Annotated in this window: 24 protein-coding genes; all 24 read left to right on the forward strand. The window is 42.2% G+C overall.

Annotated features, from left to right (window positions below; translation table 11 throughout):
• Window positions 1-8 precede the first annotated feature (8 nt).
• The 24 genes from fliG (at window position 9) to ACKLNX_RS13585 (ending at window position 26,694) form a co-directional block, all read left to right on the forward strand.
• A complete protein-coding gene (gene fliG, locus ACKLNX_RS13470; protein ID WP_411694185.1) occupies window positions 9-1,052 on the forward strand; it encodes a flagellar motor switch protein FliG in 1,044 nt (347 codons plus the stop codon).
• Entirely contained in the window at window positions 1,052-1,864 is an 813-nt protein-coding gene (gene fliH, locus ACKLNX_RS13475; RefSeq protein ID WP_411694184.1) for a flagellar assembly protein FliH, read from the forward strand. Before fliG ends, fliH begins: the two co-directional genes overlap by 1 nt.
• Window positions 1,845-3,212 carry a flagellar protein export ATPase FliI gene (fliI, locus tag ACKLNX_RS13480; protein WP_412972749.1) on the forward strand — a complete coding sequence of 456 codons (1,368 nt, stop codon included), beginning with the start codon at window positions 1,845-1,847 and terminating at the stop codon, window positions 3,210-3,212. The genes fliH and fliI overlap by 20 nt, the downstream gene beginning before the upstream one ends.
• An 11-nt stretch (window positions 3,213-3,223) precedes the next feature.
• Window positions 3,224-3,676, forward strand: coding sequence for a flagellar export protein FliJ (gene fliJ / locus ACKLNX_RS13485; RefSeq protein ID WP_412972750.1), 453 nt, complete (start codon window positions 3,224-3,226; stop codon window positions 3,674-3,676).
• Window positions 3,677-3,793: 117 nt separating this feature from the next.
• Window positions 3,794-6,046 (forward strand): flagellar hook-length control protein FliK, encoded by a 2,253-nt coding sequence (locus ACKLNX_RS13490; RefSeq protein ID WP_412972751.1) that lies wholly within the window; start codon window positions 3,794-3,796, stop codon window positions 6,044-6,046.
• A gap of 125 nt (window positions 6,047-6,171) precedes the next feature.
• On the forward strand, window positions 6,172-6,690 hold the full coding sequence (gene fliL, locus ACKLNX_RS13495) for a flagellar basal body-associated protein FliL (protein WP_411694179.1): 519 nt from the start codon (window positions 6,172-6,174) through the stop codon (window positions 6,688-6,690).
• 104 nt (window positions 6,691-6,794) lie between these two features.
• The gene (gene fliM / locus ACKLNX_RS13500; protein ID WP_411694178.1) at window positions 6,795-7,853 is read left to right on the forward strand and encodes a flagellar motor switch protein FliM; all 1,059 of its coding nucleotides are present in this window, start codon (window positions 6,795-6,797) and stop codon (window positions 7,851-7,853) included.
• A 16-nt stretch (window positions 7,854-7,869) separates the two neighbouring features.
• The gene (gene fliN / locus ACKLNX_RS13505) at window positions 7,870-8,340 is read left to right on the forward strand and encodes a flagellar motor switch protein FliN (RefSeq protein WP_411694177.1); all 471 of its coding nucleotides are present in this window, start codon (window positions 7,870-7,872) and stop codon (window positions 8,338-8,340) included.
• The gene (gene fliO, locus ACKLNX_RS13510; RefSeq protein WP_411694176.1) at window positions 8,300-8,803 is read left to right on the forward strand and encodes a flagellar biosynthetic protein FliO; all 504 of its coding nucleotides are present in this window, start codon (window positions 8,300-8,302) and stop codon (window positions 8,801-8,803) included. Before fliN ends, fliO begins: the two co-directional genes overlap by 41 nt.
• Before the next feature lie 19 nt (window positions 8,804-8,822).
• Window positions 8,823-9,575, forward strand: coding sequence for a flagellar type III secretion system pore protein FliP (fliP, locus tag ACKLNX_RS13515; RefSeq protein ID WP_411694258.1), 753 nt, complete (start codon window positions 8,823-8,825; stop codon window positions 9,573-9,575).
• A 4-nt stretch (window positions 9,576-9,579) separates the two neighbouring features.
• On the forward strand, window positions 9,580-9,849 hold the full coding sequence (fliQ, locus tag ACKLNX_RS13520) for a flagellar biosynthesis protein FliQ (protein ID WP_411694175.1): 270 nt from the start codon (window positions 9,580-9,582) through the stop codon (window positions 9,847-9,849).
• A 4-nt stretch (window positions 9,850-9,853) separates the two neighbouring features.
• The gene (gene fliR / locus ACKLNX_RS13525; protein WP_411694174.1) at window positions 9,854-10,630 is read left to right on the forward strand and encodes a flagellar biosynthetic protein FliR; all 777 of its coding nucleotides are present in this window, start codon (window positions 9,854-9,856) and stop codon (window positions 10,628-10,630) included.
• Between the two features lie 21 nt (window positions 10,631-10,651).
• A complete protein-coding gene (flhB, locus tag ACKLNX_RS13530; protein ID WP_412972752.1) occupies window positions 10,652-11,779 on the forward strand; it encodes a flagellar biosynthesis protein FlhB in 1,128 nt (375 codons plus the stop codon).
• Between the two features lie 480 nt (window positions 11,780-12,259).
• Complete coding sequence (locus ACKLNX_RS13535) at window positions 12,260-15,214, forward strand: diguanylate cyclase (RefSeq protein WP_412972753.1); 2,955 nt, start codon at window positions 12,260-12,262, stop codon at window positions 15,212-15,214.
• 116 nt (window positions 15,215-15,330) lie between these two features.
• Window positions 15,331-17,430, forward strand: coding sequence for a flagellar biosynthesis protein FlhA (flhA, locus tag ACKLNX_RS13540; RefSeq protein WP_412972754.1), 2,100 nt, complete (start codon window positions 15,331-15,333; stop codon window positions 17,428-17,430).
• A 32-nt stretch (window positions 17,431-17,462) separates the two neighbouring features.
• The gene (gene flhF / locus ACKLNX_RS13545; protein ID WP_412972755.1) at window positions 17,463-18,914 is read left to right on the forward strand and encodes a flagellar biosynthesis protein FlhF; all 1,452 of its coding nucleotides are present in this window, start codon (window positions 17,463-17,465) and stop codon (window positions 18,912-18,914) included.
• Window positions 18,911-19,762 (forward strand): MinD/ParA family protein, encoded by an 852-nt coding sequence (locus tag ACKLNX_RS13550; protein ID WP_411694169.1) that lies wholly within the window; start codon window positions 18,911-18,913, stop codon window positions 19,760-19,762. The genes flhF and ACKLNX_RS13550 overlap by 4 nt, the downstream gene beginning before the upstream one ends.
• An 11-nt stretch (window positions 19,763-19,773) precedes the next feature.
• A complete protein-coding gene (locus tag ACKLNX_RS13555) occupies window positions 19,774-20,502 on the forward strand; it encodes an RNA polymerase sigma factor FliA (RefSeq protein WP_411694168.1) in 729 nt (242 codons plus the stop codon).
• A gap of 51 nt (window positions 20,503-20,553) precedes the next feature.
• Window positions 20,554-20,937: a chemotaxis response regulator CheY gene (gene cheY / locus ACKLNX_RS13560; protein ID WP_411694167.1), complete on the forward strand. Its 384-nt coding sequence runs from the start codon at window positions 20,554-20,556 to the stop codon at window positions 20,935-20,937.
• A 30-nt stretch (window positions 20,938-20,967) separates the two neighbouring features.
• Window positions 20,968-21,726, forward strand: coding sequence for a protein phosphatase CheZ (locus ACKLNX_RS13565; RefSeq protein WP_412972756.1), 759 nt, complete (start codon window positions 20,968-20,970; stop codon window positions 21,724-21,726).
• 12 nt (window positions 21,727-21,738) lie between these two features.
• Entirely contained in the window at window positions 21,739-23,937 is a 2,199-nt protein-coding gene (locus ACKLNX_RS13570) for a chemotaxis protein CheW (protein ID WP_412972757.1), read from the forward strand.
• A gap of 62 nt (window positions 23,938-23,999) precedes the next feature.
• Window positions 24,000-25,112, forward strand: coding sequence for a protein-glutamate methylesterase/protein-glutamine glutaminase (locus ACKLNX_RS13575; RefSeq protein ID WP_412972758.1), 1,113 nt, complete (start codon window positions 24,000-24,002; stop codon window positions 25,110-25,112).
• A 30-nt stretch (window positions 25,113-25,142) separates the two neighbouring features.
• Window positions 25,143-25,913 carry a ParA family protein gene (locus ACKLNX_RS13580; protein WP_411694163.1) on the forward strand — a complete coding sequence of 257 codons (771 nt, stop codon included), beginning with the start codon at window positions 25,143-25,145 and terminating at the stop codon, window positions 25,911-25,913.
• Window positions 25,903-26,694 carry a chemotaxis protein CheW gene (locus ACKLNX_RS13585; RefSeq protein ID WP_412972759.1) on the forward strand — a complete coding sequence of 264 codons (792 nt, stop codon included), beginning with the start codon at window positions 25,903-25,905 and terminating at the stop codon, window positions 26,692-26,694. Before ACKLNX_RS13580 ends, ACKLNX_RS13585 begins: the two co-directional genes overlap by 11 nt.
• Window positions 26,695-26,700: the final 6 nt, after the last annotated feature.

A 26,700-nucleotide genomic window follows, 5' to 3' on the forward strand; every position in this document is an offset into this window, starting at 1 on the left:
TAAATAATATGGCTGAAGACGAAGTTGTAAAAGAAAGCCCTCCGGCATACGACGTCAACAAACTAGACGGCGTAGAAAAAGCATCAATCTTGTTGTTGAGCTTATCGGAAGACGATGCTGCACAAATTTTAAAATTCATGGAACCTAAGCAAGTACAAGTTTTAGGTGCAGCTATGGCGGCCATGGATGATATGACACAGGATAAAATTACTTCTGTGCATACACACTTCATTGATGAAATTCAAAACTACTCGACGATTGGCTTCAAGAGCCAAGACTTCGTGCGCGGTGCATTAATTTCGGCATTAGGCGAAGACAAAGCAGCACATCTACTCGACCAAATTATGACGGGTAGCGGTGCGAAAGGCCTAGAGTCACTTAAATGGATGGATTCTAAGCAAGTTGCTACTATCATTCGAAATGAGCATCCTCAAATCCAAACAATCGTTATGTCTTACTTGGAGCCGGAACAATCTGCCGAAATTTTGGCGCAGTTCCCAGAGAAAGTACGATTAGACTTATTGATGCGTGTTGCCAACCTAGAAGAAGTTCAACCAGCCGCGCTACAAGAACTTAATGAGATCATGGAGAAACAGTTTGCCGGTCAAGCTGGTGCTCAAGCTGCGAAGATGGGCGGATTGAAATCTGCGGCGAATATCATGAACTTCCTTGATACCAATATCGAAGGTCAGTTGATGGATGCCATTCGCGAAACGGATGAAGAGATGAGTCAGCAAATTCAAGATCTCATGTTCGTATTCGATAATCTTATTGATGTTGATGACCGAGGCATTCAAGCGATATTGCGTGAAACTCAGCAAGAAAGCTTGATGAAAGCAATCAAAGGCGCAGACGAAGAGCTTCGTAATAAGATTACGGGCAATATGTCTAAACGTGCCGCTGAAATGTTGATAGATGATCTTGAAGCTATGGGTCCTGTTCGCTTAAGTGAAGTTGAAACCGCTCAGAAAGAAATCCTAGCTATTGCGCGTCGCTTGGCTGATGCCGGTGAAGTTATGCTAGGCGGTGGCGGCGGTGAAGAATTCGTCTAATGACTATATCAAGTAGTAAGCCAAAGGCACAATCTATCAAAGCCGCATCGAATAAATCATTTGATGAGGCAAAAACCTGGGATTTACCCACCGTCAATTCTGACGTGGAAAGTACAGCGACCAACGCGCTTAATAAAAGCAGAACATGGAAGTACGAGCCACCAGAAGTTGAGGAAGAAGTTAAACCTTTAACAGCTAAGGACATTGAAGAAATTCGTGCCGCTGCTTACGAAGAAGGTTTCGCCTTAGGAAAAGAAGAAGGTTACGCTGAAGGACTCGAACTAGGTAAACAGGAAGGCACGGAACAAGGTTTAGCTGAGGGCAAAGAGCAAGGTCTTGCTGAGGGCATGCAAGCAGGGCAAGAGCAAATGGAAGAATTGGCAAGAAGTTGGCAGTCTATTATCGAGCAAGCAGCAAAACCCTTGGCTCAGATCAATCAAGAACTTGAAAAAGAATTGGTCATCCTTTCGGTTAAACTGGCGAAAGCAGTCATTAATGTTGAGGTGACAACGCAACAAGACGTCATTCTCAGTGCGATTAGTGAAGGTATTAAAGTTCTTCCAATTCAAGAAAGCCAGTATCAGTTTCAGATGAACCCTATTGATGTTGCGATGGTGAAGGGACACTTTGGAGAGGAAGTTATCGCTGAAAACAATTGGAAGCTTATTGAAAACCCGAGTATTGAACGTGGGGGTTGCGAACTGAGCACACAAAATAACGCGGTAGATATGTCTATTGAGCGCCGAAGCGCCGACGTATTTGAGCAGTTTCTAAACGCCCAAGGATTGAATCATGACCCTCGCAATAGCTGATAGAATTAAGCAATTGCAAGAGCAGGTGCCAAAAGCACCCGCTATTTCTTCTGGAAAACTGATTCGAGGAGTGGGCCTCACACTTGAGGCTGTCGGTTGCCAAGTGCCTGTGGGTGGTCGTTGCTTAGTGCAAACCAGTCAAGGACAAATTGAAGCTGAAGTTGTCGGTTTTTCTGGCGACGTTACGTATTTAATGCCAACAGAATCTGTTAAAGGCATTGTCCCTGGCTCACGTGTTCAGCCACTTTCACATGAAAATGGTTTGGCAGTTGGGGATGAATTATTGGGACGAGTTATTGACGCCAATGGCGAACCCCTTGATGGTAAAGGCCCAATACTCTGTAATAAGAAAGCATCTTTAACACCACCACCAATAAACCCCCTAGTGAGAAAACCCGTAGATCAACCACTCGATGTTGGTGTAAGAGCAATAAACACTGTGCTTACCGTCGGCAAAGGCCAAAGAATGGGTTTATTTGCAGGCAGTGGCGTGGGTAAGAGTGTATTAATGGGAATGATGACACGAGGCACAACTGCCGATGTGGTTGTTGTTGGTTTAATAGGTGAACGTGGTCGAGAAGTTAAAGAATTTATTCAAGATATTTTAAGCGAAGAAGAGCGTGAAAAAGCAGTTGTAGTTGCCGCACCGGCCGATACCTCACCCTTGATGCGTCTTAAGGGTTGTGAAGCGGCTGTAACGATCGCTGAGTATTTTAGAGATCAGGGGAAAGACGTATTACTTCTGGTTGATTCGCTGACCAGATATGCAATGGCGCAACGCGAAATTGCACTCGCCGTTGGTGAGCCGCCTGCAACGAAAGGCTACCCACCGTCAGTCTTCGCCAAATTGCCGGCACTCGTGGAAAGAGCGGGTAATGGCACTGAACTACAAGGTTCAATTACTGCCTTTTATACCGTTTTAACAGAAGGGGATGATTTACAAGATCCTATCGCGGATTCTGCCCGTGCAATACTAGATGGTCATATTGTGTTATCGCGTCAACTCGCCGAGTCAGGTCACTATCCTGCGATTGACATTGAAGCTTCTATTAGCCGAGTTATGCCGCAAGTTGTTGCTGAAGAGCATGTTCTACAAGCACGTAATATCAAACAAGTTTATTCGACCTATCAGCAAAACAAAGATTTGATTAGCATTGGTGCCTACGCGCGTGGAACAGACAATCGCATTGACTTGTCAATTGCAGCAGAGCCAGCAATTAACGCCTTTTTACAGCAAAGTATGGGGCAAGTTATTACGTTTGAGCAATGTGTAGAGTCGATGGCTACGCTTAATGGCGGGCTAAATGCTGCCTCAGCTCATGGTCAAAATGCGCAACAAGCTAGGTAGCCATATTTCAAATGAGTAATTTAAAACAACTGCATATGGTTGCTGACCTGGAAACAAAAAAAGAACAAAAGCTGGCGCAAAACTATCAATTTGCCGCCAAGAACCTGCAAGACAATCAACAAAAACTAAGTGGCCTTGAACAGTACCGTCTCGATTACCTAAAACTCATTCAACAGAAAGGCCAGCTGGGCGTTGAAGCAAAAGAGTTGCATCAGCATCAATCCTTTGTCGCTAAGCTTGATCGCGCTTGTGAACAGCAAATTCAATTTGTGAGTCAGGCTGTGTTAGTTGCGGATCAACGCAAGCGACAATGGCTTGAGCAACAAAAGCGACGCAAAGCCATCGAAATGTTAATTTCTAAAAAAGTTAAAGAAGCTTCAAGCGTGGCCTCACGCCAAGAGCAGCAACTGTTTGACGAAATTGCTATTCAAAAGTTTGTACGCAGCGAGCCAAATCTGCGCTAGTTGGTACAGCCTTTGCAATTCATCTAGTAAGCGCTTGTTTAAATAATCATAAGTTATTGTAAATATTGATTAATATTAAATAAGTCCAAATTTAACGCTTAGGATGAAATCAGTATTATGCAACAATTTGCCTCTACTCAAACAAGTATTGCCGCTAGCAAAATTCCATTTGAAGATGTAAAGCAATCTTCAACAAATTCTTCATTTGCGGAAAGTTCGCCAATTGCTGGTAATTCACCTAAAAGTGCATTTGAAGAAGCGCTTAGTCAACATGAACAGTCTAACCAATCGGCTGCAACGCGCAGTCGCAGAGCTTCAGCAGAGAGTGAAAAAAAGTTAGAGCAAAGAAATGACCAGCGCGAAGCGAGCATGAAAGAGCAGGAACGACTCAAGGAAACGGCTGAAAATAATAAGCAGCTATCGAGCGAGCAAACAGAAAAAGATACTAATCTTAAAAATGACGCTAAACAAACTCTTCAATCATCGGCATTGGCAGACCAAGGTCAAACAAGTAAGCAAAACGGTGAGACAACTGTTGAAGAAGTAGCGTTAAGCGCAGACAAAAAAAGCTTGTTAGAAGGTGAGTTGAAATCGTCAAATATTACTGATGATTTCGATTGGGTTTCTTATGTGAACAAAGTAAAAGATTTATCTTCTACTTCAGGTGATGCCTCTTTCGATGATGTCTCTTCAGCTGCTATCTCATCACACATCATTCCCAATGATCTTCATACTGAAAATAATCACCCGGCAATGGATATTTTTGCGCAAACTATTGCTTCAATGGATTCAGCAAATGATGCGCTGAAAGATCCCAGTTTAGTATCATCCGAAATTCTTGATGCTGCGACGGACACGGAGTTTTTAGAAATTAGTTTAAGTGAGCAAGAGCTGGCAGCTTTGATTAATGCCGCGGGTGGCAATTCCGAAGAGCCTGCAAGTTTAAACAGCGAGGAAATGGCTGACTTAGATAAAGCCATCGCTAAACTATTAAATCAGTTGGTTTCCAAAGAGGAAGGTGATGCGACTAAGAATGTAAATGAAGAACAGGGTCAGAATGCTGATGATGCCAATTTGCTTAAAGATTTCTTGCAAGCTTCTCCCCTGGAGATTGTTGATCCACAAAAGGTTCCTATGCCACTTGTGGAAAATGCAGATGTAATTAATGAAAACGCTGAAGCAGATAAAACCTTGGAAGAACTATTACTTCAAGAGGAAGTGAGCACCTTAGAAACTGTTAATGAAAAAACAAGTGAATCGGATGTAAGTGTTGTTAAAAGCGACGAGTATCTTGTGCCAAAACCTCTAGAGTCAAACGATGAACAACAATCTATTTTGGCGGAGACTGAAGCACAACAACTAAGTGCCAATGTATCACAGGCGCTAAACCAAGCGTCTGACAAAACCGAGAAAGCACCAGTTGCTCCATTGTTTGTTGCCGTAGATAAGACGTCGGCTAAAAAGCAAGGTGAATTGTTGGCAAAACTACCTCCTGAAGCAGAAGCTAGCGCAATTGACAATATTGCGACACGCGTCGAGTCAGTCGTAACAGATTTGAAAGCCGAAGGTAAATCGACGGAATTTATTGCGGCATTGCAGTCTGGCGTTAAAGAAATGAAAGAACAGTTGAAGCAAGGACGAGAGCCAGGCATTGATTTAAAAACCTTAGTGTCAGATGCTTTAGCTGAGACGGACCTTAAAGTCAGCGGCAAAACTGAAGTCGCATTGGATAAACAGCTGAGTCAGGTCACAAACATTTTAGCGGCGGCAAGTTCTTTAAATCAAAGTAATCAACAACAAAATTATTTGAATACCGGTTTGAATGAAGTTCAGGGTATGAAAGAGATTACTCAGCAGCAAATCGAAAGTACTCGACTTGCCCAACAAACAGTTGTGAACGAAAAAGCGGTGAATATATTTAAGCCAGAGGGCCAGCAACAACTGACTGAAAAAGTGCGTTGGATGATGAACACGCGCAATCTATCTGCTGAAATCAGGCTCGACCCACCAGATTTAGGTGGCATGAATATTAAAGTTAATTTGTCTGGCGATTCAGCGACAGTTAACTTCGTGGTGCAATCTCAACAAGCACGTGAAGCATTAGAGCAAGCAGTGCCTAGATTGCGCGAAATGCTTGAGGAGCAGGGTATTGAACTTGGTCAATCATCAGTTCAGCAAGACAGCTCGGGTACTGGTCAGCAATCAGAACAGGATAGTTTGGCAAATAATTCCAATGCATCTAGCAATATGGCACAACAATCGCAAGATGGAAGACAAGTAGAAGATGAACTTGATCTAGACGCCAACAACGGTGCTGTTGAACAGCGTATTAGCGGCGGTAGAATAGGCGGTATAGATTATTACGCCTAAAAGTAGCGTATAATATGGTCAGTGTTGTTGACAGTCGCATGTCGGAATTCTGACAGCAGTGTCATTAACTTGTTGAATGGCCTAATTTATATACGCAAATAAATATTATTTAAGAGAGCATTGGCATGGCAGAAGAAGAGTTAGAAATTGAAGAAGGTGGTAAGAAGAAAAGCAAACTAATGCTGATCATTATCATCGTGGTTGTCTTACTTGGTGGTGGTGGCGGTGCTTATTTCTTTTTATTCATGGGAGAAGAGCCTGCGGCTGCAGAAGGTGAAGGCGCTGCTGAAGAAACTTCAATTGAAGCCGACGCGCCACCAGAAGGAAAAGCATTGTATGTGGCTATGCCTAGACCATTTACCTTCAATGCTCCTGGCGTAGCTAGAGAACGAATTGTTCAAATAGAGGTGCAACTCATGGTAAGAGGCGTACAAAGCGAAGAAATGGCAAAGCGTCATATACCGATGATAGAAGGTACCTTATTGCAAGTATTCAGCGCATCCAACGCTGATGATTTAGTAACAGATGTGGGTAAAGTTGAACTGAAAGAACGTGCCACAAAGCAAGTACGACAGGTTATGAAAGAGCTGGAAGGTTCTAGTATTGTCGAGCAGGTTTTATTTACTGGATTTGTCATTCAGTAAGCGCAGCAGAAATAATAGTCACCGCGAATACTGGGATCACTATGATCATGGCGCGGTTAGTTATAAGAATTACTCATTTTGAGTAAGCCAACACGAGAATTAATGTGAGCGATTTATTATCACAAGACGAGATTGACGCGCTACTCCACGGCGTTGACGATGTTGAGGAAGAAGAAATCGAGGAAATCGAAAGCGATGGTTCTGCCATCGAATACGATTTCTCTTCTCAAGATCGCATCGTACGTGGAAGAATGCCAACGCTGGAAATCGTAAATGAACGATTTGCAAGGCATATGCGTGTGAGCCTATTTAATATGATGCGCCGTTCAGCTGAAGTGTCGATAAACGGCATTCAAATGATTAAATTTGGCGAATACGTGCATACTTTATTCGTGCCAACGAGTTTGAATATGGTTCGTTTCCGTCCTTTGAAGGGGACAGGATTGATAACAATGGAAGCACGTCTTGTTTTCATTATGGTTGATAACTTCTTCGGAGGTGACGGCCGATATCACGCTAAAATTGAAGGCCGTGAGTTCACACCAACTGAACGCCGAATTATTCAAATGCTGCTTAAATTGATTTTCGAAGATTATAAAGAGGCATGGGGCCCAGTCATGGACGTTTCATTTGAGTACTTAGACTCAGAAGTAAACCCTGCAATGGCGAATATCGTTAGCCCCACAGAAGTGGTCGTGATTAGCTCCTTCCATATTGAGTTAGATGGTGGCGGCGGAGATTTCCATATTTCTTTGCCATACTCCATGTTAGAGCCTATTCGTGAGTTGCTTGACGCTGGGGTTCAAAATGACAAAGAAGATACTGACTTCAGGTGGAGTAAAGCCCTGCGCGATGAAATCATGGATGTACATGTTGGTCTGACTACACATTTACTCGATATCAATGTTTCGCTTGAACGCCTCATGAATTTTGAAAAAGGCGATATTATTCCAATTGATATGCCAGAGACAGTGACAGTATTGATTGAGGATTTACCCACATTCAGAGCGAAATTAGGTAAATCAAGAGACAACATTGCATTAAAAATTACGCAAAAAATTCCAAGGCCTACTTCGGTGAAATCTGAATTACAGTTATTAACTCGAAATGGCAAAGTAATAGATAACGACGCTGAATTACAAGTGTTAGAAGAAGATTTATAAAAGATAGGAAAATATTATGAGTGAAGATGGCGAAGGCTTAGATGATTGGGAAGCGGCGATGGCTGAGCAAGCTGAGGCGGAAGCAGCAGCGGGCGAAGGCGGCGATCCTCAGGACGACATTGACGCAATTATGGCGGCTGAAGCTGCAGGTGGCGGCGACGATGATGGCGCACAGCCCGCAGAACTAGACGAATTGAAAGAAGATGCACCTATCACAGTTGCTGAAAAGAAAAAGCTCGACACTATTTTAGATATCCCAGTAACGATATCTATGGAAGTGGGACGTAGCGAAATTAGTATCCGAAATTTACTGCAATTGAACCAAGGTTCAGTGGTCGAATTGGACCGAGTTGCAGGCGAACCTCTAGATGTTTTAGTAAATGGCACGTTGATTGCTCATGGAGAAGTAGTAGTCATCAACGATAAATTTGGGATTCGGTTAACGGATGTTATTAGTCAAGTCGAGAGAATTAAAAAACTCAGGTAGAAACCTTTATAAAATAGGGGCTTACGTCCTATTCTTGTTTTTATTCTGTAGCGTGGTCAGCGCGGAGGCTTCGGCCTCCACCCCTCAAACATTACAAAACCCCTCATCAATACTGTCAATTTTTCTTAGCCTTTTACTGGTAGTCGCCATTATTTTTGCGCTCGCTTTCGTTGCGCGACGGTTTAATGTCACTCAAGCAGGAAATGGTCAATTAAAAGTGGTTGCTTCGATGTCTGCGGGTGCAAAAGAAAAAATACTGGTAGTAGATGTAGGTGGTGAGCAATTCCTATTGGGAGTTACCGCCCACAACATTAACCAGTTAGGGAAATTAGAAAACCCTATCGAAACGGCTTCAGCAGCTAAAGGCGAAGTTCAGCCAAGTAACCTAGCGTTTAAAGATAAACTTGTGAAAGCCATGGCGGATACTATGGTTGGCGCAAAGAAAGGAACAACTCATGATTAATAAACTTTTTACATGGGCTATGTTTTCGAAGCTAGTGCTCTTGATTGGTGTCAGCGTTGTTTTTAGTGGCAGTGCGTTTGCTGAGCAGGGTATTCAAGCAATAACGGTTACTTCAACTGAAGACGGCAATCAAGAATACTCAATGACCTTGCAAGCACTATTCATTATGACGGCATTGAGTTTAATACCTGCCTTTATAATGATGATGACCTCGTTTACACGGATTATTGTCGTACTGTCAATTTTACGACAAGCAATTGGTTTACAACAATCTCCATCCAATCAAATTTTAATTGGTGTGAGTTTGTTTCTATCGATGTTTATCATGGCTCCTGTATTCGAAGAAATTAATGAAAAAGCATTGCAACCGTATTTGAGCGAAGAGATGACTTCCATGGAAGCATTCAATATCGCCAAAGAACCGATGCGTGCGTTCATGCTCTCACAAACTCGAGTTAAAGATTTAGAGACATTCGTGCAAATTGGTGGTTACGAAGGTTTGTATGACGATCCTGCAGATGTACCATTAACTGTTTTGATCCCCGCATTTGTTACTAGTGAATTAAAAACAGCATTCCAAATTGGCTTCATGTTATTTATCCCATTCTTAATACTCGATTTAGTCGTAGCATCGATATTAATGGCGATGGGTATGATGATGTTATCACCCATGATCGTCTCTCTGCCATTTAAGCTGATGCTCTTTGTTCTTGTGGATGGATGGAATCTGATATTTGGCACATTAGCCACCAGTTTCGGAATGGGAGTCTGACGCAATGAGTCCTGAGGTATTCGTCGAAATTTTAAGAGAAGCAATGTTGGTCGTTATTATTTTAGTCTCGGCCGTCATAGTACCAAGCTTAATTGTAGGTTTAGTCGTGGCTGTATTCCAAGCAGCCACGTCCATTAACGAACAAACCATGAGTTTCTTACCAAGACTGATAGTCACTTTACTCGCGTTGAGTTGGGGTGGTAGTTGGCTGGTACAAAAGATGATGGATTTCACTTTTGAGATGGTTTACAGCATTCCGACGGTAGTAGGCTGATACTGTGGAAATACTAGAGTCAACAATAACAAACTTCCTTGCAGACTACCTTTTGCCATTTATGCGCATTTCAGGCTTATTCGCAGCGATGGTTGGCTTTAGTGCGAAAACAATTCCTACCCCTATTCGTACTTTGTTAGCAGTGATGTTAACCCTGATGATCGTTCCTAACGTTCCGCCAGTTCCCGTTGATGACCTGGTCAATTTAGGCACCTTCATTCTAGGTATTAAGCAGTTAATCATTGGCATTGTCATCGGGTTTATTTCCATGATGGTGCTAAATACATTCGTTCTAGCCGGGCAAATTATTGCGATGCAAACAGGTTTAGGTTTCGCTTCAATTGTCGACCCAGTTAATGGCATCAGTGTGCCAGCGGTTGGTCAGTTTTACCTCATATTGGCTACCTTGCTGTTTTGGACCTTCGACGGACATTTAGCGATGATCCAAATGATCGTTATGAGCTTTAAGGCCTTTCCAATAGATTCACCATGGTGGACCGGAGAGCAATTCAGGTTAGTCGGCCACTGGGCTGGGTGGATGTTTATTTCTGCCGTTGCTATGTCTTTAGCACCTATCGTTTCATTGTTAATTGTGAACTTGGCATTTGGTGTAATGACCAAGGCAGCGCCGCAATTAAATATATTTAGTTTGGGTTTCTCAATCGCTCAACTAACCGGTTTGGTTATTATTTACATTACCTTGAGTAACCAAGTTTATCACTTTGAGCAACAATGGCAGAGAGCACAAGAATTTATGTGTAAGCTATTGTTGGTCTGCTAACGCTGTTTAGGAATATAAACGATGGCGAATGATTCAGCAGAAAAAACAGAGGAACCCACACCCAAGAAACTCGAGGATGCCCGAAAGAAAGGGCAGATTGCGCGATCTCGAGAATTGTCTACAGCTTTGGTGTTGGTTTTCAGTGCAATCGCCTTTTTCTTCGTAGGTAGCTACATTGCAAATGCAATGTTTCAGGTTTACAGGCGCTCTTTCATTCTCTCTCGAGATGAAACCTACGACAAAGTACACATGTTTCAAATTCTCGATATGGCCGCAAGCGAAACAAGCTTGCCTGTGATCATGTTCATGATTATCTCTCTAATTGGTGGCGTCTACGGCAGTATTGCTCTTGGCGGTTACAACTTTGCATGGAAGTCGGCAGCCCCCAAAGGAAATCGCTTAAGTCCGCTAGAAGGGTTCAAGAGAATGTTCGGCTTGAATGCTTTAGTTGAGCTAATCAAAGGGATTGGTAAAGTTGTGATGATTGCTTTCATGGCTTACTTAGCACTGTATATCTTTAAAGATGAAGCCTTGCACTTGGATATGGAGCTTTATCCACTAAATCTTTTTCACGCACTCAATATGATCGAATGGGCATTCTTACTTTTATGTTGCGGTATGATCCCTATCGCGCTAATTGACGTGCCATACCAAAGCTTCAAGCATAACAAAGAAATGAAAATGACCTTGCAAGAAGTGAAAGATGAACGCAAAAATGCAGAAGGCGACCCGCAAGTCAAAGGCCGCATCAGAAGATTGCAGTATCAAGCCGCCGCGAACCGCATGATGCAAGATGTGCCAGAGGCCGACGTCATCGTTACCAACCCGACGCACTACTCTGTTGCATTAAAATATGAGCAAGATGGCGATCGCGCACCGATCATGGTTGCAAAGGGTGTAGATGAACTGGCAATGCATATTCGTAAAATCGCCAACGCACACGAAGTACCAATTGTACAATCACCCATGCTCGCCCGAGCTATCTACTACAGCACCGAACCCAACAGCGAAATTCCTTCCAAACTGTTCATGGCCGTCGCTCAAGTACTTGCTTATGTTTATCAGCTAAAAGCCTATAAGAAGGGCAAAGCTACACGACCTAAACCACTTAAGAAAAACCTACCAATACCACCAGAACTAAGACGCTAATGTATATTAAACAAACGCCTGAAAAAAAAGGCTGAAAAAACAATAATTGGTAAACTTACAAATGAACAAGGGAGGCTCTTCTGCTTTAAAAAATCTTCAAAATCACAGGACGTGATTTTGTGAGCGCCCCAAGGATGGGCTCGAGCGCATTTTTTAAAGCAGAAGAGCCTCCCTTGTTCATTTGAGCATAGTATCCAAGACATAAGAGCATAGTATCCAAGACATTGAAGCGAAGTGAGATGAATCACAGCTAGTTGAAAGCAATCAGCGAATAGTTGCCAGTTGTTCAACAACTTGCTTAAAAAGCGAAAGAACATATACTGGAATAGTAAAAACAGAGATAGATTCAATAAGTCGCGTGAACCATGGAGTTATCAGAAAGCTCGTCGCTCATAGTTGTTGAATGTCTGGTAAAGTTTTCAATTTAATCGGGTAAAAATTTGAATGTTGGCAATAAGAAAGTGTCTACGCTGTTGCTTTATGAGCATGTTGATTCTTGGGACAATCTCGAGCTTACCCGTTTTTGCAAATCCCCCCCCACAGTATGATATTGCCAATATTAAAAACTACGGCGTTAGAGAAGGCCTTTCTCAAGTTACAGTTCATGATATTGCACAAGATAATGATGGCTATATTTGGCTAGCAACCCAGTCCGGGATCGATAAATTTGATGGCTATACGTTTACTCATTTTGGTCAGCACCAAGAGGCAGGAAAAGGGCTGTCAGGATCACTCGTTTATAGTATCGAAGTTGATAAAAAAAGCGGTGATTTATGGGTTGGTACAATTAACGGCCTAGATGTCCTGCGTTTTTCCGATCAAAACTTCGAGGCTGTCGAATTAAGAAAGCATGATGGTGAACTCGAAAAACAAGTACAAACCATCCTAATTGATAATAAACAAAACATTTTTGTTAGTACACCTAAAGTATTGTTCATGCAAAAATCAGGAGAGGTAGGCTTTGTGCCTATCTCTATGCCTAATCAGGATTCAACTATATATGACGTCATATCGCAGCAAGGCAAGAGACTTTTAGTTGCAAGTAGCGATGGTGTACTAAGTTACAATCTTGACACAGGTGAATGGCAAGAAGAACTTTTAACGCAAATTGAGGCCACAGCGCTGGCATTAGATAATGCGGGATTTCTTTGGGTTGGCACATCGGGTAATGGGATTTATAGGGCAGACGTGCTAGGGCAATCTTTTGGCAACATCGTAAATATAACGCTTAAAGATGGTTTTTCCGATAGTTACATTAACGATATAGAACAAATGAATGATAATTCGATCTGGGTGGCAACGAACAATGGTGCTTCCATATTCCCCGATCCTAATCAAATAAAGTTCGTTAATATTGCCAGTCACAATGTCAATGGAAATTCGAAGCGTTCAGATAGCATACAAAGCTTATTCAATACGGATACCAGTTTAATTTTATTTGGTACATACACCAAAGGTTTTGGTGTTTTAGATTTAAATTCATCAATGTTTCAAAAACTAGATTTAAAGCACCACGAGTTTACGTATTTTATTACACAACAAGCTGATGACACTTTGTGGCTTTCAACTAAGCAAGGTGTAATTAAAGTAAACAAAGACAGCACAATTGAAGGACCGTGGCAGCGCAAGCAAATAGAAAAATCAATTTTCAAAATTAGTGCAATGGTGTTCGATGAGACTAAGCAGCGACTTTGGCTTGCGTCAAAAAAGGGAGTTGGAAAGATAGATGAAGGTAGTGATTATATTGAAGATGTTGCGCTTTTAGACGACTTCATATATTCGATTCAAATGCACAAAGATGGCAACCTATGGGCAGGCTCGCGGCATCAAGGGTTAAGACTCATTGATAGCAACACGTATGAGGTATTAAAGTATTATGATATCCCTATGGCGACTACAATCTTACCAATTTCAGAAGACGAGTTGTGGGTAGCAACAACGGGAGGACTCTTTTTAATTAACCCTTTGACTGATGAAATTCGGAAGTTTGTAAACGACAGCAGTGACAGTGATAGTCTTGCCCACGACGTGCTTACATGGATTTCTAAACGGGATGAAAATAGTTTTTATATTGGCACTCTGGGTCATGGTTTACATTTGTTAGAATTAGATAACAGCAATTCGAACCCTAAGTTTTCACCTTTATTCGCTAATGAGGAGCTCACTCAATCGTCAATTGGTGCTGTTGTGGATGATAATAATGGCTTTTTATGGGTATCCACATCTCAATTTATTTTTAGAGTAAACTTAGCCTCGGAGAGTGTTGAAGTTTTCGATGAAAACGATGGTGTTAATAGTAATGGCTATTACATCGGTGCCTATGCAGTGAAAAGTGATGACACCATCATTTTTGTTGGCGATCAAGGGGCGACCTATTTCCATCCTGAGGAAATAAATAAACCCGATTCAATACCCAATCTACAGTTCACTCGTGTGGCAGTGCTGAATAGTAACGACAGCCACGGCATTGAAGAAAAGTTTGGAAGCGTCAAAAATATAGTCGATTCAGTCACCAAAATAATATTATCTCCAGAAGACATCTTAATTAGTATTGAATTTGCCGCACTTGAATTTGGCAGTCCCGAGAGTATCGAATACGCGTATCGATTAATTGGTTTTGATGATCGCTGGCAATACTTAAATAGTAAAAACAGAACTGTAACCTATACAAATTTGGATCCTGGCAGTTATATCTTCGAAGTTAAGTCGACGAATCGGTATGGGGTTTGGAGTGATAATCCCCAACGCATGCCAGTTTTAGTTACTCCACCTTGGTATAAAACGACATTGGCTATAACTTGCTTTGGCCTGCTGACTATTATACTTGTATTCCTGGTATTTAGATGGAGAACATACGCCTTGCATCAGCGCTCTGCCATGTTATTCCAGCGCGTGAAGGAGAAAACGGCAGAACTGCAACTCGCCAACAATCAATTAACTTTGCTAACAACATTGGATCCATTAACTCAAGTTTATAACCGACGAGGTTTTACAGATGCAGTTAGTAAAGAGTTTTCAAAATACAAAAGAAATAACGAACTTTTTTCTGTCATTTTAATTGATATTGATTTCTTCAAGAAAATTAATGACAAGTATGGTCATGAAGCCGGTGATCAAGTGCTGGTTAAATTTGCAAAAGTTCTTCAAGAGTGTACGCGCGATTACGATATTTTGGCGCGTTGGGGCGGGGAAGAGTTTATTGTCTTGTTGCCGAATACAAAGTTAAAAGACGCTATTAATATCGCAAATAAATACCGTGAAACGATTCGCGATGAAGATTTTATCGTAGGAAGTAGTTCAATTCGAGTATCTCTCACTGCAGGCGTTGCTAATATTGATAATTTTTCTTCAGTAGACGAGTGTATAAAAAGAGCTGACAATCTCCTTTATGAGGGAAAAAGTCTGGGACGAAATCAAGTTTTGCCCATGTTGTAGTCTTTTCTTACATTACTTTTATGTCGCTGCTTCACCATTTTTTATTTTTTTCGCCGTATTGGCACGGTAGTTGTAATACACCCAGTATTATTACTTAGATGTCAAAATTCTGTTATATGCAATTAACTTCAGCTTTTCAAAGTGTAGATAGAGCTCAGATAAAAAGTATCGCTGCCGGTATGGGCGCGCCTATTGTGGTTCTCGCCATTATGGGCATGGTCATTTTACCGATGCCCGCTATCCTATTAGATGTATTATTCAGCTTTAATATCGCCTTATCCCTCGTCATAATTTTGGTGTCTGTTTTAACTAAACGTCCAATTGATTTTGGTATTTTTCCATTAGTTCTTTTGGTTGCGACGGTTTTACGTCTTGCCTTGAATGTTGCTTCAACTAGGATCGTTTTGCTTGAAGGGCATGAAGGCGGTGATGCCGCTGGTAAAGTTATACAAGCGTTTGGTGAAGTGGTTATTGGCGGCAATTATGCCGTGGGTATTGTTGTCTTTGCTATTCTCCTTATCATCAACTTTAAAGTAGTCACTGCTGGTGCAGGCCGGATTTCAGAAGTAAGTGCAAGATTTACTTTGGATGCAATGCCAGGTAAGCAAATGGCAATAGATGCCGATTTGAATGCAGGCTATATTGACCAAGATCAAGCTAGAGCTCGCCGTGAAGAAATTACTTCCGAAGCAGATTTCTATGGCTCAATGGATGGTGCGTCAAAATTTGTGAAAGGGGATGCAATCGCAGGTCTTTTCATCATGCTTATTAACATTGTTGGCGGCCTCTTTATCGGTATGTTCCAACATGATTTGGAATTCTCGAATGCGATGGAAGTGTATACCATCCTTACGATTGGTGACGGACTTGTCGCACAAATACCATCTTTACTCCTTTCTGTTGCAACAGCGATTATTGTGACTCGCGAAAACGACTCTCAGGAAATGGGATTTGAAATTCGCGAACAACTAGCAAACCGAAAAGCACTTTATATCACTTCCGGTATTTTGTTTGTTATGGGAATTGTGCCGGGTATGCCGCATGTAGCCTTCCTCGGCTTTTCCGCAGCTGTATTTGCTTATGCTTTCTTCAGAGACAAAATGAAGGCGAAAGAAGCGCAAGATAAGGCGCTTGTGGAGACAATGCCTGACGCCAGTGCATCTTCAAATAGCATCAAAGAACTTGATTGGGACGACGTACAACATGTTGACACTATTGGCTTAGAAGTTGGCTATCGCTTAATACCCTTAGTAGACAAATCACAGGGCGGTGAATTATTGACGCGAATTAAGGGCGTGCGCAAAAAGTTGTCGCAGGAGCTTGGCTTCTTAATTCCACCGGTACATATTCGTGACAATTTAGACTTTTCTCCAAACGCATATTCTATTTCAATGATGGGTGTTTCTATTGGTGATGCCGAAATCAGTCATGAAAATGAGTTAGCAATCAATCCTGGTCAAGTATTTGGCGAACTACCGGGTACGAAAACTAAGGATCCAGCTTTTGGATTGGACGCTGTTTGGATTAAAGCAAACCAACGTGAACATGCCCAAACATTAGGTTATACCGTTGTTGATTCAGCAACAGTTGTGGCAACGCATTTGAGCCAACTGTTGACGACGAATGCTTATCAGTTACTAGGTCACGAAGAAGTGCAACAACTGCTGGATATGCTCGAGAAAACCAACCCGAAATTAGTTGAAGGTTTAGTGCCAGATATTTTATCACTCAGTACAATGGTGAAAGTGTTGCAAACACTATTATATGAAGGGGTGCCAATCAGAGATATGCGTACAATTTGTCAAACACTTTGTGAGTATGGTCCGAAGAGCCAAGACCCAGATGTACTCGTGTCTGCATTGCGCATCGCCTTGAAACGACTCATCGTTCAAGACATCACGGCAGGTGGTGATGAAATACCGGTTATTACCTTAGCACCAGACTTGGAACAGATGTTGCATCAGTCATTACAAGCAGGTGGTGAAGATGGCGCTGGCATTGAGCCAGGTCTTGCCGAGAAGATTCAACAGTCGTTAACAGAGGCAAGTCAGCAGCAAGAACTCGCTGGTGAACCCTCAGTATTGTTAACATCCGGTATGTTACGTCCGGTGTTATCACGATTCTTAAAACACGCTGTTACTGGATTACATGTGTTGTCTTATCAAGAAATACCAGACGACAAACAAATTAAAATAGTGTCATCAGTCGGTCAATAAACTGACGCATTACAAACACTAACGAGGACATCATGAAAATTAGACGTTTTTTTGGCAAAGACATGCGTGAAGCGCTTAAGCAAGTGAAAGACGAACTTGGCGGTGATGCCGTTATCATGTCTAATAAAAAAGTGGCAGGCGGTGTTGAATTGGTCGCAGCGGTGGATAAAGAAACCGAAATGACGAAACCGGCGCCAACCATTAGCCTTAGTCGAAAAGCTAAAAACACGCCAACACTGAGTGAGATCATTGGTGATGATGGTCCTGATAGTTTGAAAGCGCTGTTAGAGAAACAACAAGCGGGTCAACTAGCAGACGACAAAAGTGATGGTTTTGAGAGTGTCGCTCAGTCCAATGCAATGAATCAAAAGCAAACTAATGTAAGCAGTGGATACGCGGATTCTGAGCAAGCTGAAAAGCGCCGCAGAGAAGCTCAGCTTACAAGCGAATATGTTCGAACTCCGGTCAACAAACCAGAGCAAGACTATTCAGTTGAAGATGATCTCTCGGATAGTCAGGCATCCGATTTGTTTAAGAATGACAACGGTTTACAATCCAGTGATGGACTTGATTTTATTAAATCAGAGCTTGCTTCTATTCGGAATGTTCTGCAATATCAAGTTAACGGTTTAAGCGATGAACGAAATAAGCGTAAGAATCCAACCCATTATTTCCTAGGAAACAAGCTCTTAGGTATGGGGATTAGTGAAAAATTAGTTGAGCAACTAGTAAGTTTCTTACCACCTCAAGCGACAGAGACAGAGGGCTGGGATTATTTGATGAAACTAATTTCAAATCGTTTGCATATTGGTGGCAATGATATCTTGCAACAATCAGGTATTGTCGCATTAGTCGGCCCAACTGGTACGGGTAAAACCACTACCGTTGCAAAATTGGCAGCCAAGTTCGCGCAAAAATATGGTGCAAACGAAGTCGCTATGATTACCCTTGATACATACAGAATCGCAGCATTCGAACAATTAGCGACGTATGGAAAGATTATCGGTTGTACGGTGAAGAAAGCACAAACTTCAGAAGAGTTAGCTCATATACTTCACCAAATGAGACACAAGAAATTGGTATTGATAGACACGGCAGGTTTCAGTCAGCGTGATGCAAGATTGGTTACTCAACTAAACGATTATGAAAAAGAGACCACGGCAAACATTAAAAAGTACCTAGTGTTACCGGCTGGATCACAGTATCAGGTGTTACATCAAACCATACAAGCGTATAAGAATATAAACTTAACTGGCTGTATTTTCAGTAAATTAGATGAATGTTACAGTCTAGGTGAAGCACTTAGTGTAGTGATTGAAAATGACCTTAGGCTAAGCTACGTAACGGATGGACAGCGAGTGCCAGAAGACATTAAGTTAGCAGATGCGAAAAATTTAATAATGGTAGCGTCAAAACTTTATAAAAAGTACGCTTTGGCGCATACTAAGCTATCCATCTCTGATGAAGGCGTCAGAGCAGTATGATAGAAGACCAAGCGAGTAGCTTAAGAAAAATGAATCAATCCAAATTAATTAAAGTCATGGCAGTCACCGGTGGTAAAGGTGGAGTGGGTAAAACCAACGTGTCTTTGAATCTAGCCATTTCATTGGCTAAAAAAGGTAAACGTGTGATGGTGCTCGACGCCGACTTAGGTCTAGCCAACGTCGATGTGTTACTTGGTTTGCGTGTAGATAAAAATTTATCCCATGTTTTGAAAGGCGAATGCACCTTAGACGATATTCTGGTAACGGGTCCTCACGGTGTAAAAATTGCGCCGGCAACATCAGGCTCGCAATCAATGGCTGAGCTGGGTTCTACTGAACATGCAGGCTTAATTAGAGCTTTTAGCGAATTACGCACAGAGATAGATGTACTCATTGTTGATACTGCTGCGGGCATTTCCGACATGGTAATGAGTTTTTCAAGGGCCGCACAAGACGTCGTTGTTGTTGTCTGTGACGAACCCACATCTTTGACGGATGCGTATGCACTGATTAAAATTCTTAACCGTGAGCACGGTGTTTTCAAGTTTAAAGTCGTTGCCAATATGGTGCGAAGTGATAAGGAAGGTAAAGAGCTTTTTAGCAAGCTTTCCAAAGTGACAGGGCGATTTTTGGATGTTGCATTAGAGTTGGTTGGAGTTATTCCATTCGACGAAAATATTCGTAAATCTGTACGCAAACAAGCTGCTATCGTTGATGCATATCCGTCATCGCCTGCAGCGGTGGCGATTGCTAGCCTAGCTGAAAAATCCATGATGTGGCCAATACCAGAACAACCTGGTGGGCATTTGGAGTTTTTCATTGAGCAGTTAGTGTCGAGAAACGAGTAGGTAATTAATCAGTGAGTAACAAAGTGGCAGTCTATCAACAACAAATTGATAAAAACCAATTGGTGGAGCGACACGCGCCCTTGGTGAAAAGAATTGCTCATCATCTTATGGCAAGGTTGCCAGCGAGCGTCCTTGTGGATGACTTGATTCAAGCAGGGATGATTGGCTTGCTCGAAGCAGCAAGAAACTTTGATGGTTCTAAAGGTGCGAGTTTTGAAACATTTGCAGGAATCCGTATACGCGGTTCTATGCTAGATGAAATTCGCAAAGGTGATTGGACTCCTCGTTCAGTGCACAAGAACAGTAGAGCGATAACGGAAGCGATATCTCAAGTGGAAAAAGCCACAGGTCGTGATGCTCGAGACATTGACGTCGCGGAAAGGTTACAAGTTCCGGTGCAAGAATATCATCAAATGTTGCGAGAAGTTAACGCTGGCAAGTTAGTTGGGATTGAAGATCTCGGCGTTAGCGAAGACGTTCTCACCACGGACGCCACGAAAGGCGAAGACAGTCCTTTTGAAAATATGGTGCAAGGATCATTTCAGAAAGCGCTGGCTCAAGCGATAACAACATTACCAGAGCGAGAAGCAATCGTCCTCTCATTGTACTATGACGAAGAATTAAATTTACGTGAGATTGGTGAAGTCCTTGAAGTCAGCGAATCACGAGTGAGTCAAATTCACAGTCAAGCGATGTTAAAGTTAAAGTCGAAAATGCAGTCATGGCGAACCGTCGACTAAGTTGGCTGCGTTTTATTTTTATAGTTAATTTGTACCTCAGCGGAGGCAGTTTTGGATAAGAATATGAAAATCCTAGTTGTTGATGATTTTTCAACAATGCGGCGTATCATTAAGAATTTGTTAAAAGACCTTGGCTTTACAAGCATTCAAGAAGCGGATGATGGTAATACTGCGTTGCCGATGCTTGTTCAAGGTGATTTTGATTTTGTGGTAACAGATTGGAATATGCCTGGGATGCAAGGTATTGACTTGCTTCGCGCTATTCGAGCTGACGAAAACTTAAAACATTTACCTGTTCTAATGGTTACCGCGGAAGCGAAAAAAGAGCAAATCGTTGCTGCTGCGCAAGCTGGTGTAAATGGTTACGTAGTCAAACCTTTTACTGCGGCTACATTGAAAGAGAAGTTAGAAAAGATTTTTCAGCGTCTTGGTTAACAGCGATATTTCTTAATGGGGTAACGTTGAATGACAACGACCGACAGAGACTTAGTTTCGTTAGAAGAAGCGAAGCAATTAGTTGCATATCTTGAAAATGGTGATCGCAAGCAAGCTAACGCACTGGTTGACACCATCACTATGCGAGAAGCAGGAGAACTGTTTACTGAAGTAGGTATCTTGACCCGCCAGTTACATGATTCCTTGAGCGTGTTTGAGGCTGATGATCGCATTTCTACGTTGACGCAAGATGAAATTCCAGATGCGCAAACTAGACTAAATTACGTGATCGATGAAACTGAAAAAGCAGCCAACATAACGATGGATGCTGTTGAGAAAAGCATGCCTCTTACCGAAGGCTTAAACAAGCGCTTACTTGATATTATGCCTGAATGGCAGAAATTGATGAGTCGCCAAATGGAGCTAGGTGAATTCAAACAGCTATGTAATGAGCTCGATCAATTCCTAATTGATGCTACGCGAGACACCTCAACTCTCAGTTCTATGTTATCTGAAATACTACTGGCCCAAGGTTATCAAGACCTCACTGGACAAGTACTGCGCCGTGTTATCGAAATAGTGAAAGATGTTGAAGATAATTTAGTCGCTATGCTGACAGCGTTTGCTGATGTCGATAGGAAAGAAGATTTTAAAGATAATTCTCAACCTTCTAAGAAAAAGACCGATACAATAAAAGCCGAAGGGCCGATTATCGATGCAGAAACTCGCGACGACGTAGTAAGTGGACAAGACGACGTTGACGATTTACTGTCAAGTTTAGGGTTTTAGGGGAGCCGACGAATGTCGTTTGAAGTTGACGAGGAAATAATGCAAGATTTTCTGGTGGAAGCCGGAGAAATACTTGAGCAGCTCCAGGAACAACTTGTTGATCTTGAGAATAATCCAGAAGACGGAGAATTACTCAATGCAATTTTCCGTGGTTATCATACAGTCAAGGGTGGTGCTGGATTTTTAGCATTAACAGAACTCGTTGATATCTGTCATGGTGCAGAAAACGTTTTTGACATCATGCGTAACGGCAAGCGTACGCTCACACCTGAATTAATGGACGTCATTTTACAAGCAACAGATGTTGTTGTTGAAATGTTCGAACACGTAAAGAATAGAGAGCCTTTAGAGGCTGCACCCGAAGAACTCATCGCCGTATTGCACAAACTAAGCAAGCCTGAAACCCCCGATGAGAACATTTTTTCAGCTGACACTGATGATGCTGAACCTGCGCAAGCAGAACCCGAAGCTCCTAGCACTCCTGTTACCGAGATGGAAGCAGCAGCTAGCAACAGTGATGACTCGGGTATCGAAGAAATTACAGACGATGAATTTGAAGCCTTGTTAGATGAATTACATGGCGGGGGAAGTCCGACGAGTAAAGCTACTCCAGCGAGCGCACCCGCTTCAAGTAACGAAGCTGCGACATCAGACGCAGATGATATTACTGATGATGAATTCGAAGCACTACTGGACGACTTGCACGGTAAAGGTCAATTTAAAGCCGAAGAGAAAGCCACCAAGGGTAGCAATGATGCTTCAAGTGATGATGAGTCAGACGAAATTACTGATGATGAATTCGAGGCTTTGCTCGATCAATTGCATGGTGAAGGAAAAGCACCGGTAATTGCTGCTGACAAAAAGAAAGAAGAGAAAGCTCCGGAAACGCCTAAGGTCACAAAAGCAGAGACTAGCGAAAAGGTTGATACAAAGCCTGCTGCGCAAACTCAAGCCGCTGCTGCGCCAGTTCAAAAACCTGCTCCTGCAGCAAAAGCACCTGCTAAACAAGTCGCTAAAAAAGACGATAAAAAATCAGGCTCATCAGCGCCACAAGCAGAAACAACTGTACGTGTAGACACCAAGAGACTAGACCAAATCATGAATATGGTTGGTGAATTAGTGTTAGTGCGCAACCGACTCCTGAGCTTGGGCATTAACAATGCAGATGAAAGTATGTCCAAAGCTATTGCGAACTTGGATGTAGTCACTGGTGATTTGCAAGGTGCGGTGATGAAAACTCGCATGCAGCCTATTAAGAAAGTGTTCGGCCGTTTTCCTCGCGTTGTTCGTGACTTGGCAAGAACACTGAAAAAAGAAATTACACTTCAGCTTGTAGGTGAAGAAACCGATTTAGATAAAAACCTCGTTGAAGCACTCGCAGATCCATTGGTGCATTTGGTGCGAAACTCTGTCGATCATGGTATTGAAATGCCTGACGATCGTGAGGCTCAAGGTAAACCAAGAATGGGTACTGTGAAGTTATCGGCCTCACAAGAAGGTGATCACATTCTGCTTACTATCGATGATGATGGTAAAGGGATGGATCCTGAGAAACTCAAAGAAATCGCGATTAATCGAGGGGTTTTAGATGCTGATACGGCGGCAAGAATGTCCGATGTTGAAGCATTTAATTTAATTTTTGCTCCAGGGTTTTCAACGAAAGTAGAGATAAGTGATATTTCCGGTCGTGGTGTTGGGATGGATGTGGTGAAAACCAAAATTAACCAGCTCAACGGAACGGTCAATATCAACTCTGAACTTGGCAAAGGTACTAGTTTGGCGATTAAAGTGCCGCTAACTTTAGCCATACTTCCTACCTTGATGATCGTAGTTGGAGAACAGACATTCGCGTTACCACTGGGCTCGGTTAATGAAATTATCAACATGGATATTTCGAAAACCCATACCGTCGATGGTCAACTCACTATGATCGTAAGGTCTAAGGCGATTCCATTATTCTATCTTGGTGATTGGCTAAACAGGGTGCCTGTTAAAGTTGACCGATCACAAGGGCACGTTGTTGTTATGCAAATAGGTACACAACAAGTGGGCTTCGTTGTCGATTCACTAATCGGTCAGGAAGAAGTTGTTATTAAACCATTAGATGCCTTACTGCAAGGTACTCCAGGCATGGCGGGTGCAACAATTACGTCCGATGGTGGTATTGCATTAATATTAGACATTTCAAGTCTATTGAAAAGGTATGCTTAGTATCACATTCTGATACACTAAAGGGCATACCTTAATCCAGATACAAGGGCTTCATAAACACGATGCCATATCGAGTGTTGATAGTTGATGATTCGACGTTTTATCGAAGACGTTTAGCATCCTTTTTAGAGAAAGATCCGAGCATTCAAATTGTTGGGCAAGCGATTAATGGTTTGGAAGCGGTTGAAAAAGCCAAAACGCTAAAACCTGATGTGATAACGATGGATGTTGAGATGCCAGTGATGGACGGAATCTCTGCTGTTACTAAAATAATGCAAGTAGCGCCCACTGCCATCCTAATGTTTTCTTCGTTAACTCATGAAGGAGCTAAAGTTACCCTCGACGCTCTCGCAGCTGGTGCGATTGATTTTATCCCTAAGAACTTTGATGACGTTAGCAAAGAGCGTCCTGCAGCAATCTTAATTATTCAACGCCGTGTTAAAGCAATAGCTCGAAGCCGCTTATTAAAGCAAACTACCGAGGCCAAGAAGACGATAAAGCCGGCAAGTTCCTCTAACAAGCCCACGTATAGAGCTTCAAAGCTTCCTGCTAAGCCTGTAGCAGTATCTTCGTCACCAATGCCAGCCACTGGCAAGCGTTATAAGTTACTCTTTATTGGAGCAAGCACTGGCGGGCCTGTCGCTTTACAAACAGTTATCAGCGGATTACCTGCTGACTTTCCTTATCCCGTTATTCTTGTTCAGCATATGCCCGGCACATTCACGGCTGCGTTTGCCGAGCGTTTGAATAAACATTCTCAGCTAAAAGTTAAGTTAGCTGAAAATAATGATCGCATTGAGAAAGGTACTGTTTATTTAGCCGAAGGTGGTAAACAACTGCAAGTTACGGGCAAGGGGGCTTTTGCAAGAATCAACATTGTAAAGGCTCCAAAAGAGAGTGCCATTATTTATCATCCCTCTATAGATTTTACGATGGAATCACTTGTAGGGGCGTATTCAGGCGATATTTTAAGTGTGATATTGACTGGCATGGGCTCGGATGGTTCCAGAGGTGGCAAGCTTTTAAAGGAGAAGGGGGCCACAATTTGGGCGCAAGATGAAAAGTCGAGTGTAATATATGGTATGCCAAAGGCGGTAGCTGAGTCAGGAACGTGTGATAGAGTAATCCCATTAAATGATATTGCAGAGCACATCATTAATGAAATGAAAGTGTGAAGCAAAAACCTAAAATGAGTTGTTAAGCAATTGAATATTTGGACAGTCGCAAATCAAAAAGGTGGCGTAGGTAAAACAACAACTGCCGTCACTCTTGGTGGGCTTTTAGCTCAGCAGGGCAAACGTGTATTGCTTGTTGATACCGATCCACATGCGAGCTTAAGTTATTATTTTGGGATTGACTCCGAAACCCTTGATACTAGTATTTATGATGTCTTTGTTCAGCCACAAAAATACACAGGTCAAACCTTACTCGATGCACTTTGCCTTACAAAGGTTAAAGGACTGATGGTATTGCCAGCTACTATGGCTCTTGCAACTTTAGATCGAAAAATGGGCATGGAGAGTGGGAAAGGCTTGATATTGAAAAAGGCACTTGCTTCTATTCATCGCCAGTTTGATTATGTAGTGATTGATTGCCCACCGATATTAGGTGTGTCGATGGTAAACGCATTAGCGTGTAGCAACAGAATTATCGTACCAGTGCAAACGGAACATCTAGCGTTAAAAGGCCTTGATAGAATGATGCGCACCCTCAAAATAATGCGAAAAACGATGCCAGACAATATCCCCATTAGCATTATTGCAACGATGTTCGATCGTCGGGTGAATGCAACTATTCAAGCCTATACAACTTTAACCGAGGATTACCCTGAGCACTTATGGCGAGGATTCATCCCGATTGATACGAAATTCAGAGACGCAAGTTTAGCACAAGTGCCCGCATCCATATTTGCACCAAAGTGCAGAGGCGTTTTTGCGTATCAAAAGTTTTTGAAGGATATTGCAAGTGAAGGATAAAAATGAATTTGCCAAGGAAAGTGTGGTAGAAGATTATCTAAGTGACTTACTAACGGAGTCTGTTCCTGAGCCTAGCTTTGATAAAGTCTCAACACAAAAGCTGTTAGATAGAACATTTGAACCACAACTTACTGAAATGAGAGTCAGAACTAAGCCTGAACACTTAGTTGAAAGCACTGAGCAAGTAGTTGATGAAAGGATAGTGACTAATGTAGTATCAACTAAAGTTGATACTGAAGGTCAGAAAATTCGACAAGAAGATAAAGAAATTTTGATTCAGGTCGAAACAATGACAAGTAGCTTAGAAGTTTCAGCACCACTAAGCTTACAAGATTCATTGGAAGAAAATTTTCAAGCATTATTTTTTGAAGTTGCTGGCTTAACCTTAGCTGTTCCACTTATTGAATTGGGTGGAATTCATCAAATAACGAAAATAGCACCTATGATAGGCAAACCGGTCTGGTTCATGGGTGTCATGTTGAAAAATGAAGATAAATATAACGTTGTAGACTCCGCCCGTTGGGTTATGCCTGAGAAGTATGACGAGAAAATGGCGGAAAATCTGAATTATCGGTTTTTAATTAATTTAGGCAAGACTCCTTGGGGCCTTGCTTGCGAAAACCTAGTTAATACAGTCGAACTGAATAAATCCGACGTGAAATGGCGGAGTGCCTCTGGCAAACGTCCATGGTTAGCAGGCATGGTGAAAGAAAAAATGTGTGCTTTAATTAATGTTGCGGAACTTGTTGAAATGCTAAAAGCAGGATTAGGCAGCAAGTGAGCGTAA

This window comes from Glaciecola sp. MF2-115 (assembly GCF_047250385.1).
In the GTDB taxonomy this organism is placed as follows: Bacteria; Pseudomonadota; Gammaproteobacteria; order Enterobacterales; family Alteromonadaceae; genus Glaciecola.